11 protein-coding genes and 1 pseudogene are annotated in these 10,881 nt (G+C 64.5%); 10 read left to right on the top strand and 2 right to left on the bottom strand.

The window, feature by feature from the left end; all coding sequences use genetic code 11:
* Positions 1–157: 157 nt before the first annotated feature.
* The 4 genes and pseudogenes from QM707_RS01995 to QM707_RS01980 form a co-directional block, all read left to right on the top strand.
* Positions 158–523 (top strand): annotated as a pseudogene (locus tag QM707_RS01995) (peptidoglycan DD-metalloendopeptidase family protein); the annotation flags it as partial.
* 22 nt (positions 524–545) lie between these two features.
* Entirely contained in the window at positions 546–962 is a 417-nt protein-coding gene (locus QM707_RS01990; RefSeq protein ID WP_415000197.1) for a hypothetical protein, read from the top strand.
* 13 nt (positions 963–975) lie between these two features.
* On the top strand, positions 976–1,671 hold the full coding sequence (locus tag QM707_RS01985; protein ID WP_415000196.1) for an AIM24 family protein: 696 nt from the start codon (positions 976–978) through the stop codon (positions 1,669–1,671).
* 159 nt (positions 1,672–1,830) lie between these two features.
* On the top strand, positions 1,831–2,178 hold the full coding sequence (locus QM707_RS01980; RefSeq protein ID WP_415000195.1) for a hypothetical protein: 348 nt from the start codon (positions 1,831–1,833) through the stop codon (positions 2,176–2,178).
* A gap of 114 nt (positions 2,179–2,292) precedes the next feature.
* Here QM707_RS01980 and tsf read toward each other — a convergent pair whose 3' ends face one another.
* Positions 2,293–3,168, bottom strand: a complete 876-nt coding sequence (tsf, locus tag QM707_RS01975; protein ID WP_415000194.1) for a translation elongation factor Ts — start codon at positions 3,166–3,168, stop codon at positions 2,293–2,295.
* Positions 3,169–3,365: 197 nt separating this feature from the next.
* A complete protein-coding gene (rpsB, locus tag QM707_RS01970; RefSeq protein ID WP_415000193.1) occupies positions 3,366–4,214 on the bottom strand; it encodes a 30S ribosomal protein S2 in 849 nt (282 codons plus the stop codon).
* 334 nt (positions 4,215–4,548) lie between these two features.
* On the opposite strand from rpsB, the gene map reads away from it, so the two are divergent.
* The 6 genes from map (at position 4,549) to dapE (ending at position 10,824) form a co-directional block, all read left to right on the top strand.
* A complete protein-coding gene (gene map, locus QM707_RS01965) occupies positions 4,549–5,325 on the top strand; it encodes a type I methionyl aminopeptidase (protein ID WP_415000192.1) in 777 nt (258 codons plus the stop codon).
* A complete protein-coding gene (gene glnD / locus QM707_RS01960; protein WP_415000191.1) occupies positions 5,322–7,946 on the top strand; it encodes a [protein-PII] uridylyltransferase in 2,625 nt (874 codons plus the stop codon). The genes map and glnD overlap by 4 nt, the downstream gene beginning before the upstream one ends.
* Positions 7,861–8,772 carry a 2,3,4,5-tetrahydropyridine-2,6-dicarboxylate N-succinyltransferase gene (gene dapD / locus QM707_RS01955; protein WP_415000190.1) on the top strand — a complete coding sequence of 304 codons (912 nt, stop codon included), beginning with the start codon at positions 7,861–7,863 and terminating at the stop codon, positions 8,770–8,772. The genes glnD and dapD overlap by 86 nt, the downstream gene beginning before the upstream one ends.
* 113 nt (positions 8,773–8,885) lie before the next feature.
* Complete coding sequence (locus QM707_RS01950) at positions 8,886–9,251, top strand: hypothetical protein (RefSeq protein ID WP_415000189.1); 366 nt, start codon at positions 8,886–8,888, stop codon at positions 9,249–9,251.
* Between the two features lie 16 nt (positions 9,252–9,267).
* Positions 9,268–9,627 carry a Spx/MgsR family RNA polymerase-binding regulatory protein gene (locus QM707_RS01945; RefSeq protein ID WP_415000188.1) on the top strand — a complete coding sequence of 120 codons (360 nt, stop codon included), beginning with the start codon at positions 9,268–9,270 and terminating at the stop codon, positions 9,625–9,627.
* Positions 9,628–9,681: 54 nt separating this feature from the next.
* Positions 9,682–10,824, top strand: a complete 1,143-nt coding sequence (gene dapE, locus QM707_RS01940) for a succinyl-diaminopimelate desuccinylase (RefSeq protein WP_415000187.1) — start codon at positions 9,682–9,684, stop codon at positions 10,822–10,824.
* Positions 10,825–10,881 lie beyond the last annotated feature (57 nt).

Genomic DNA, 10,881 nt, shown 5'->3' with positions numbered 1-10,881 from the left:
ACTCGTTCAGTTACGTATTGCTAAGGTTCATCGGGAAACACGATAGAATCCGAACAGCACCTTCGCTGTCCAAGCCACTCACTGCCCAGCCGCCCGCCATCAACCCGGCGGTGCCGATCGCGACGCCCACGCCGCCGGTTGCAAGCGCTACGATCCGGAATGGCGCTGGCCGACGCAGGGCCAGATCATCGGCCGCTACGTCAACGGCGATCCGACGCAGCAGGGCATCAATATCGGCGGCAAGGCGGGGCAACCCGTGGCCGCCGCCGGCGACGGCGTCGTCGTGTATTCCGGCGCCGGTCTGGTCGGCTACGGCGAGTTGATCATCATCAAGCACTCGAACGAATGGTTGTCGGCCTATGCGCACAACCGTCGCCGTCTCGTCGCCGAGGGTACGAAGGTGAAGGCCGGCGAAACCATCGCCGAAATGGGCCGCACCGGCGCGATCCGCGACATGCTGCATTTCGAGATCCGCCGCAACGGCAAGCCGGTCGATCCGCTGCAATACCTGCCGGCGCGCTGAGCCGCGTCGTTCCGGAGGACGGATGCGCTACGAGGACTATTACGACACCGCGCAGAAGGTCTCCGCGCTCGTCGACGGCAACGCCTTCGAAGAAGCGATCCGCCTGTTCGGCCTGATCGACAGCGACCTGGCCGATCTCGACAAGTCGGTGATGTGCGTGAACATGGCGGTCGTGTTGCAAAAGACGCAGCGAAACGAGGAAGCCCTGCAGTGGTACGACCGCGGCATCGGTTACGAAGCCCTGTACCTGCGTTTTCGTCGCCGAATCGAAGGCGGGATTCCTGCATCAACTGGGTACGCCAACCAGGAAAGCCTGGAGATCTATTCGCAGTTGCTCGATCAGCCCTATCTGAACGCGCAGGAGAACGAGCGCATGCGGAACAACGTCGATGCGCTGCATCGTTTGATCAAGGACGCGGCCGCGCCGGCCGCGCGATAACCCGGGACTAGCCATGGCCATCAAATCGGTACAGGAATTCCTCGCCGCCTCCGTCCAGAAGGACATGAGCGGCGACGTCTTCGAACTCGAAAGCTCGCACCTGCTCGAGGTCAAGCTCAATGGCCGCGTCTGGGCCAAGGCCGGTTCGATGGTCGCCTACCAGGGCGGCGTCAAGTTCGTGCGCCAGGGCATGATGGAGCAGGGCCTGGGCAATCTGCTGAAGAAGGCCATCAGCGGCGAAGGCATGCAGCTGATGAAGATGGAAGGACAGGGGCGCGTCTACGTCGCCGATGCCGGAAAGAAGATCACGCTGTTGCGCCTGGCCGGCGACACCATCTTCGTCAATGGCAACGACGTGCTGGCCTACGAGGACGGCATCCAGTCCGACATCACGATGATGAAGCGCATGGCCGGCATGATGTCCGGCGGCCTGTTCAACATGAAACTGAGTGGCAGCGGCATCGTCGCGATCACCTCGCACTACGAACCGCTGACATTGCCGGTGTCGGCCAAGACCGGGCCGGTCTTCACCGACCCGAACGCGACCGTCGCCTGGTCAGGTTCGCTGTCGCCGGAAGTCGTCGCCGACATCAGCTTCAGCACGCTGCTCGGCCGCGGTTCCGGCGAAAGCATCCAGCTCAAGTTCCAGGGCGAAGGCTGGGTGGTCGTGCAGCCTTACGAGGAAGTGTATTTCCAGAAGCAGGGGTGATTCGTATCGACTGGAGCCGGGAGCATCGATGTCGCGAATGAAGTCTTCGTTGCTCCTGCTGGCGGTCATCCCTGCGGGTGGCTGCGCTCTTTCCCGACCGAGCATGCTGCTGTTTCAATTGTGGCCCGACCCCCGGCCGTCCGATGCGAGGCGGCCTCAATGACCATTCCAGTGATCGTCGATATCCGGAACGACGGCAAAGGCTACTTGGAGATAAACTCCCATGACGGACAGAAGAAGCCGCCATACAAGCTGACTTCGATCGCGTATGACGTAATCAACGACGATCTCGCTGGCGACAAAGTCGACTGGTCGCATGCAGGGTCTGGGCACGAAATGCCTACGGGCTTTTATCTCCATGTTGGGCCGGGTGACTCGACGCAAATGGTCGGCGTGCTGTATAGCATTGTGCCGAAGGACCACAGGACGCCGCTCCGCATCCAGGTTCAGGATGTCGAGGGCCGCAAGTATCTGACGAACAGCTTCTTGCCTTGCATCAGCGACTAGGGTCAACAAAAAACCCGCGATTTCTCGCGGGTTTTTCTTTGCATCTCGAGTTGATGCGGTGGCGTCGCACTCGGCCATCTATGGCCTTCGCGACACTCAGGCTCCTGCCTGTCGTTAGACCTGCATCGCCTTCGCGACTTCGGCGGCGTAGTCTTCCACCACCTTCTCGATGCCTTCGCCGACCACCAGGCGCTGGAAGCCGATGACGTCGCCGCCGGCGGCCTTCACCGCGGCTTCGACCGTCTGGTCGGTGTTCAGCACATAGGGCTGGCCGTACAGGGTGTTCTCGTTGACGATCTTGGCGATCTTGCCGCCGATGATCTTCTCGAGGATCTCGGCCGGCTTGGCCTTGTCCTTCTCCGACATCTTCGCCAGCTCGATTTCCTTTTCCTTGGCGATGAAGTCGGCCGGGACGTCCGACGCCTTGTTGTGCGGCGGGTTCATCGCGGCGACATGCATCGCGATGCCGCGGGCCAGGTCGGCGTCGCCGCCCTTGAGCTCGACCAGCACGCCGATACGGCCGCCGTGCACGTAGGCGGCGACGTTGTTGGCGCTGTCGATGCGAACGACGCGACGGACCTGCACGTTCTCGCCGACCTTCGACACCAGCCAGGCGCGGGCTTCTTCCACCGTCGGGCCGTAGCTGGTCTTGGCGGACTTCAGCGTTTCGATGTCGTTGGCGCCGCTGTTGAGGGCGGTCTTGGCGACTTCATCGGCGAACTTCAGGAAGTTTTCGTCCTTGGCGACGAAATCGGTTTCGGAATTGATCTCGACCAGCACGGCCTTGCCGCCGTCCTGGGCCGCGACCACGCGGCCTTCGGCGGCCACGCGGCTCGCCTTCTTGTCGGCCTTGGCCAGGCCCTGCTTGCGCAGCCACTCGGCGGCGACGTCGATGTCGCCGTTGTTCTCGGTGAGCGCCTTCTTGCACTCCATCATGCCGGCGCCGGTGCGCTCGCGCAGTTCCTTGACCAAACCTGCGGTGATTTCCATCGTGTGATCCTCTGATTGCTTGATTGAGCGGGGCGAAAGGCGCGAGTCCGTCGCGGGTTGCGCACGATGGAGAATCGTTCGGCTTCCATAACCCCGCCTATGCCGACATCGTCGGCATAGGCCGCCCCCTTAACTTAAGGGGGCTCTGTTTCGCTTCGATGGAACTTTCGCGAGAGGCGAAAGCCCGTCGTGGCTACTTACTGCGCGTCGCCGCGGGCCGGGCGGCCGCCGTCACGGCGCGGGGCGCCCTTCTTGGCGGGAGCGCGGCGCGGGGCGCCCTTGCGGTCGTCGTCCTTCTTGCCGACCGGGTTGCCTTCGGCGTCGAGTTCGACGAAATCGTCGTCGCGGTTGGCCATGATCGGCGCAGCCGCCTTGCCTTCGAGCACGGCGTCGGCGGCGGCGCGGACGTACAGCTGCACGGCGCGGATGGCGTCGTCGTTGCCCGGGATCGGGTAGTCGACCAGGCTCGGGTCGTAGTTGGTGTCGACGACGGCGATGACCGGAATGCCGAGCTTCTTGGCTTCCTGAACGGCGATGTTCTCGTGGCCGATGTCGATCACGAACAGCGCGTCGGGCAGGCGGTTCATGTCCTTGATGCCGCCGAGCGACGCGTCGAGCTTGTCGCGCTCACGGCGCAAGCCCAGCACTTCGTGCTTGACCATCTTCTGGAACGTGCCGTCGGTTTCGGCCGACTCCAGTTCCTTCAGGCGGGCGACCGACTGCTTGACGGTGCGGAAGTTGGTCAGCGTGCCGCCGAGCCAGCGCTGGCTCATGTACGGCATGCCGCAACGCTCGGCTTCTTCCTTCACCACTTCGCGGGCGGAACGCTTGGTGCCGACGAAGAGGATGCTGCCGCGCTTCTGCGCGAGGGCCGAGACGAAGTTCATCGCGTCGGTGAACAGCGGCAGGGTCTTCTCGAGGTTGATGATGTGGATCTTGCCGCGGGCGCCGAAAATGTACGGGCCCATCTTGGGATTCCAGTAACGGGTCTGGTGGCCGAAATGGACGCCGGCTTCCAGCATCTGACGCATGGTGACTTGGGGCATTGCAATAACTCCGGTGACGGAACGCTGGTCGGGCCGATTCGATGCAGGAGTCCGCACGGGCTCGTGCAGGCTCTTGCGAAGGGACTCGCAAACGTTCCGGGGTTGGGCCTCCACACGGGCCTCGCCTCGAACCCTCGAAAGGGCACCCCGTGGCGGGAGTCATCCGTGTGTGTGTATTCGCCGATGGCGCTCGGCGTGGGCGTTTTGAAGCGCGCGGATTTTACCGGGCGGCGGCCCGGCGGCGCAACTCCGGGGCTGGGGCCGGGTTGGGGGCGGAACGGTCCGTTCAGGGGCGGGGGTGGGCCGGGGCCAGCAAATACGGGATAATTCGCCCATGAAGGTAAGCATCAAGACCCCCGAAGACATCGAGAAGATGCGCGTGGCCGGCCGGCTGGCGGCCGAAGTGCTGCAGGTCGTGGCGCCCCACGTCAAAGCGGGGGTATCTACCGCCGAACTCGACCGTATCTGCCACGATCATATTGTGAACGTGCAGCATGCCATCCCGGCCAACGTGGGCTACAAGGGCTTCCCGGCGACCGTCTGTACCTCGGTCAACAACGTCATCTGCCACGGCATCCCGAGCGAGGCCAAGGTGTTGAAGGACGGGGACATCATCAATATCGACGTGACCGTCATCAAGGACGGCTTCCACGGCGACACCAGCCGCATGTACGTGGTGGGCAATGCCTCGGTGATGGCGCGTCGCTTGGTCGATGCGACCCGCGAGGCGATGTTCCGCGGCATCCGTGCCGTGAAGCCGGGTGCGACCCTGGGCGATGTCGGTCATGCGATCCAGAAGTACGCCGAGGGCGAACGCTTCTCGGTCGTGCGCGAATACTGCGGCCACGGCATCGGCCGGATCTATCACGAAGATCCGCAGGTGCTGCATTACGGGCAACCGGGCGCCGGCTTGCGGCTCGAGAAGGGCATGACCTTCACCATCGAACCGATGATCAACGAAGGCGCCCGTCACACGCGTTTGATGCCCGACGGCTGGACGGTCGTGACGAAGGACCGTTCCCTGTCCGCGCAATGGGAACACACGGTGCTGGTCACCGACGACGGCGTGGAAATCCTGACGCGCCTGCCAGGCGACGATAACGAGCTGTGAGCGTCGCCGCGCCGGTCGCCTTGTCCGACGCCGACACGGACGCGGCCTGGCGCGATGCGGCGAAAGCGGCCCTGGCGGCCCATCGGCAATCGCAACGTGACGCCTTCGCCGCCAACGGCGACGTCGAACGGCTGATCGCGGCGCATCGCACGCAGATCGACGCGATCGTGGTCTCGGCCTGGACGCGCTGCGTGAGCGCCGCCGAAGGATTGGATCTGCTCGCCACCGGCGGCTACGGCCGCGGCGAGTTGTATCCGCAGTCCGACATCGACCTGCTCGTGTTGGCGGAACCCGCTGCGCAGAAGCAACACGAAGCCGCGCTGGCCGACTTCTTCGCCCTGCTGTGGGATGCCGGCCTGGCGACCAGCCATGCCGTGCGTTCGATCGCGCAGTGCATCGTCGCGGCCCGCGAGGACATCGCCACGCTGACGGCGATGATGGAACTGCGAGTACTGGCCGGCGCCGATGCATCGCGCGGCGCCTTGCAGCAGGCGCTGGCCGCGGAAGGGTTATGGACGCCGGCGCAGTATTTCGAAGCCAAGCGCGACGAGCAGCGCAGCCGCCACGCACGACACAACGACACCGCCGACAATCTCGAGCCGAACCTGAAGGAAGGGCCGGGCGGGTTGCGCGACCTGCATACCGTGACCTGGATGGGTATGCGCCTGTATGGCGTGCCCGGCCTGCGCGCCTTGGTGCCGTTGGGCCTGCTCGGCGAAGACGAGTGCGCGACGCTCGAGCGCGAGTGGAAGATCCTGGCGCGCCTTCGCTTCGGCCTGCATCTGGTGGCGCCGAGGCGCGAAGAGCGATTGCTGTTCGACCACCAGAAGAATCTCGCTGCGCTGATGGGCTTGCGCGACGAAGAGGACAATCTCGCCGTCGAACAGATGATGCAAGGTTTCTTCCGCGCAGCCGCGACGATCTGGCGCATCAACGACCGGTTGCTGCAGCGTTTCGAGGAGCAACTGTCGGGCGAATCCACGCCGGAGGCCGTCGAGGTCGGGTTCGAATTGCGCCATGGCTATCTGGCGATGACCGAGCCCGATCGGCTGGCCGGCGGCATGGGCGAGATGCTGTGGCTGTTCGGCCTGTGGGCACGCACCGAAAACGTGCGTGGCCTGCATTCGGAAACGGCGCGAGCATTGGCCGAGGCGCTGCCGTCGATCAAACCCTATCCGGAACAGCCGCCGGAAGTGCGGGCGCAATTCCTCGCGGCGCTGGCCGAGCCGCAGGCGGTGACGATGCTCACGCGCATGGCCAGATTGGGCGTGCTGGCGCGTTACCTGCCCGAGTTCGGCAAGGTCTCGGGCCGCATGCAATACGACCTGTTTCATGTCTACACGGTCGACCAGCACACGCTGACCGTGCTGCGCATCATGGAAGGATTCCTGAAAGGCCCGGTGTCCGGCTTCGCCTTGACGCAGGAGGCCGTCGCCCGCCTGCGCAAGCCGTTCCTGCTGTTGATCGCCGGCCTGTTCCACGACATCGCCAAGGGGCGCGGCGGCGATCACTCGCAGCTCGGCGCCGAAGACGTGCGCGTGTTCTCCGAGGCGCACGGCTTGCCCAGCGCCGATACCGAGTTGCTGGTCTGGCTCGTGCGCGAGCATCTGCTGATGTCGGTGACGGCGCAGCGCCAGGACATTTCCGATCCCGAGGTCGTCACGCGTTTCGCCACGCGCATGGCCGACCGCGAACACCTGGACTACCTGTACCTGCTGACCTGCGCCGACATCGCCGGCACCAGCCCGAAGCTCTGGAATGCGTGGAAGGATCGCCTGCTGGCCGATCTGTACACCGCCACGCGCTACGCCCTGCGGCGCGGCCTGGAGCACCCGCTCAATGCCGACGACATCGTCGCCGACACGCGCAACATGGCTCTAGCCAGCCTGCTGGACGAGGGCTTCGACGAAGCGGCGATAGTCGCGTTGTGGGAAACCTTCCCCGACGAAGCTTTCCTGCGCTATCGGCCCGAGCAACTCGTCTGGCAGACGCAGGGCATCCTCGCGCACCCCTCGCATGCCTCGCAGGTGCTCGTGCGCAGCCATGAAACCGTCGGGAGCTACGAGGTCTTCGTACGCACGCCGGATCGCAACGGCCTGTTCGCAGCCCTGGTCGCTACGCTCGACCGGCTCGGATTGAGCGTGCTCGACGCGCGCATCCTGACCGCGAGCGACGGCCATGCGCTGGACAATTTCCAGGTGCAGGCCGGCAACCATGCGGTAGAGCCGGTGCGCATCGCCCAGACCCTGTTGGGCGCCTTGCGCGATCCGGCCATCGTCAAGCCGGCCAAGCGCGCGCTGCCCCGGCAGCTGCGCCATTTTCGCGTGCCGGTGCGCGTCGAGTTCGACACGGTGGAAGAGGGCAGGCGCATGCGCCTGAGCCTGGTCTGCACCGACCGCCCGGGCCTGCTGGCGGATATCGCCTACACGCTGCGCCTGCATGGCCTACGCGTGCACGATGCGCGCATCGCCACCTTCGGCGAACGGGTCGAGGATTTCTTTCTCCTGAGCGACCGGGACGACCGCGCGCCGCAGGATGCGGCATCATTACAGGCATTGCGCGAGGCCCTGGCGGCCTGCGCCGAAGGAGATCACGAGCATGGAAAGAGCAAACCCCGCTGAGGCCGGCCTGCGCGCCGCGATCGAGGATGCGTTCGATCGACGCGCCACGCTGACCGCGGAGGAGATCGATCGCTCCACGCGGCCCGCCGTCGAGCGCGCGATCGCCTTGCTTGAATCTGGCGAAGCGCGGGTGGCCGAACCAGGCGCGGATGGCTGGCAGGTCAACCAGTGGCTGAAGAAGGCGGTACTGCTGTACTTCCGTTGCAACGACATGAGCCTGATGCAAGGCGCGCCGGGTCCGTACTGGGACAAGGTGCCGCTGCGCTTCGAAGGGTTCGACGAATCGGCCTTCCGCGGTCTCGGCGTCCGCGTCGTGCCGGGCGCTGTGGTTCGTCGTGGTGCGCATATCGGCAAGGATGTCGTGCTAATGCCGAGTTTCGTCAATATAGGCGCGCATGTCGGCGCCGGCACGATGGTCGATACCTGGGCCACGGTCGGTTCCTGCGCGCAGGTCGGCGCGCGTTGCCATCTTTCCGGCGGCGCCGGAATCGGCGGCGTGCTCGAACCGCTGCAGGCTGGCCCGACCATCATCGAGGACGATTGCTTCATCGGCGCGCGCTCGGAAGTCGTCGAAGGCGTCGTGGTCGAGCGCGGCAGCGTGATCGGCATGGGCGTCTTCATCGGTCAGAGTACGCGCATCTACAACCGGGCTACCGGCGAGATCAGCTACGGACGCGTGCCGGCCGGCAGTGTCGTCGTTTCCGGTTCGCTGCCATCGAGCGACGGCAAGTACTCGCTGTACTGCGCCGTCATCGTCAAGCAGGTGGACGAGAAGACGCGCAGCAAGACCTCGGTGAACGAGTTGCTGCGGGGTGCGGCGGAGTGAAGTCTCTCTCGTCGAAGAATACATTCTGGATAAAGCGCGTCTTCCCTGCGTTTTGGTTGGGGGTTCTTCTGTTGCACATCGTATGGTGCGTAGTGCTGTTCCAACGGGGTCAGATGCCGCTGGAAAAGCTGCTTGAATTCCTCGCCATGCCTTTGATCATGGTCGTCGTCTTCGTGGCGATGTTTTGGAAGGTGTTATGGGTCCTGGCGGATGAAGTGCTCGATGGCGGCGATTTCCTGTGCGTCCGGAGATCCGGCATCGAGCAGAGGATTCTCTTGTCCGATGTGATGAATGTCAGCCTGGCAGCCCATTTTTACCCGCCAAGGCTGATCCTGCGTTTGCGCAAGCCCTGGAAGTTCGGCGATGAACTGGTGTTCGTGCCGCAGAGGAAATGGTTCACGTTCGATTTGTTCGTTCGGAACCAGATTGCGGAAGATCTCATACGCCGCTGCGATGGCGCCCGGCGAGCCGCCACCTGACCCGGAGCGACGAGAAATGACGGCACTCTATGGCCTCGACAGTTGCGACACGACGAAGAAGGCGCGCAACTGGCTCGCGCGTTTCGATGTCGCGCATGAATTCATCGATTACCGCGCCAACCGGGTGCCGCCGGAAACGCTCAAGGCCTGGGCCGGCCAGCTTGGCGGTTGGGAGAATCTCATCAACAAGGCCAGTACCACGTGGCGTCAGCTGCCCGATTCGCGCAAGTCGCCGGGCAGCGATCCGGAATGGAAGCTGCTGCTGAAGGAGCATCCTGCCCTGGTCAAACGCCCGGTGCTGGTGACCGACGATGGCACCGTCAGCGTCGGCTTCACCGACAATGCCTACAAACTGCGGTTCGGGGTTGCGAAATAGCCCCCTCTCACCGCCAGCGGGGAGAGGGATGCAGAGAGTCAACACGGAGCCGACATGCAGGACGTAATTGAGTTGACCCGGGAGTTGATCGCGCGTCCTTCGGTGACGCCGGACGATGCCGGTTGCCAGGCCTTGATCGCGGAGCGCCTGGGCAACGCCGGTTTTCGCATCGAGCACCTGCCTTTCGGCCCGGTGAAGAATCTCTGGGCCGCGCATGGCAGCGGTTCGCCGGTGTTCGTTTTCCTCGGCCATACCGATGTCGTTCCGACCGGACCGGTCGAAGCCTGGGCCAGCGATCCTTTCGTGCCCAGCATTCGCGACGGCAAGCTCTACGGTCGCGGCGCGGCCGACATGAAAGGCAGCGTCGCCGCCTTCGTACTGGCGCTGGAAGAATTCGTCGCCGCGCATCCGCAACACCGCGGTACGGTCGCGGTGCTGCTGACGTCCGACGAGGAAGGCGACGCGATCGATGGCGTGCGCCGCGTCGTCGAACATTTCCGCGCGTCCGGGCAACACATCGACTATTGCCTGACAGGCGAACCCTCCTCGAAAGAAAAACTGGGCGACCTGTTGCGCGTCGGGCGGCGCGGCACGCTTTCCGGAACACTGACCGTGCGCGGCATCCAGGGCCATGTCGCCTATCCGGAAAAGGCGCGCAATCCGATCCATCAGGCCATGCCGGCGCTGGCCGAACTCTGCGGCCGGCGTTGGGACGAAGGCTTCCCGCGCGAAGGCGAGGCTCTGTTCCCGCCGACCAGTTTCCAGATCTCCAATATCCATGCCGGAACCGGCGCCAACAACGTGATCCCCGGCGCCTGCGAAGTCGTGTTCAATTTCCGCTACAACCCCGGATGGCGAGCGGCGGAACTCGAACGCGAAGTGCACGCCGCGCTCGATCGCCACGGCCTGGAGTACTCGATCGCCTGGCATCGTGGTGGCGAGCCTTTCCTGACTGGCGAAGGCGCGCTGCGCCGCGCCGCGCGCGAGGTGATGATCGCCCGCTGCGGCGTCGTGCCGGACGAAAACACCGGCGGCGGTACGTCGGATGCGCGCTTCATCGCGCCGATGGGCGCCGAGGTCGTCGAGATGGGTCCGATCAACGCCAGCATCCACAAGGTCGACGAGCACGTCGCGCTGGACGAGCTGCAGCGTTTGCCGGCCATCTATCGGGAGATCGTCGAGAAGCTGCTGACGTAGAAGCGACGCAAGTCGCGACCTGTCTTTGCAAAGCCTTGGGCGCCGCGCGCGGTGGGT

Source organism: Arenimonas sp., from assembly GCF_047602345.1.
In the GTDB taxonomy this organism is placed as follows: domain Bacteria; phylum Pseudomonadota; class Gammaproteobacteria; order Xanthomonadales; family Xanthomonadaceae; genus Arenimonas.
The sequence above is the reverse complement of the archived record's forward strand: the minus strand, read 5'-3'. Positions and strand labels throughout refer to the sequence as shown.

Bases quoted from the DNA above. Each gene is read 5' to 3' on its own strand.
- dapE (WP_415000187.1), top strand. From the start codon at position 9,682: ATGCAGGACGTAATTGAGTTGACCCGGGAGTTGATCGCGCGTCCTTCG.
- QM707_RS01945 (WP_415000188.1), top strand. From the start codon at position 9,268: ATGACGGCACTCTATGGCCTCGACAGTTGCGACACGACGAAGAAGGCG.
- rpsB (WP_415000193.1), bottom strand. From the start codon at position 4,214: ATGCCCCAAGTCACCATGCGTCAGATGCTGGAAGCCGGCGTCCATTTC.
- QM707_RS01985 (WP_415000196.1), top strand. From the start codon at position 976: ATGGCCATCAAATCGGTACAGGAATTCCTCGCCGCCTCCGTCCAGAAG.
- QM707_RS01980 (WP_415000195.1), top strand. From the start codon at position 1,831: ATGACCATTCCAGTGATCGTCGATATCCGGAACGACGGCAAAGGCTAC.
- QM707_RS01950 (WP_415000189.1), top strand. From the start codon at position 8,886: ATGCCGCTGGAAAAGCTGCTTGAATTCCTCGCCATGCCTTTGATCATG.
- tsf (WP_415000194.1), bottom strand. From the start codon at position 3,168: ATGGAAATCACCGCAGGTTTGGTCAAGGAACTGCGCGAGCGCACCGGC.
- map (WP_415000192.1), top strand. From the start codon at position 4,549: ATGAAGGTAAGCATCAAGACCCCCGAAGACATCGAGAAGATGCGCGTG.
- dapD (WP_415000190.1), top strand. From the start codon at position 7,861: ATGCGGCATCATTACAGGCATTGCGCGAGGCCCTGGCGGCCTGCGCCG.
- QM707_RS01990 (WP_415000197.1), top strand. From the start codon at position 546: ATGCGCTACGAGGACTATTACGACACCGCGCAGAAGGTCTCCGCGCTC.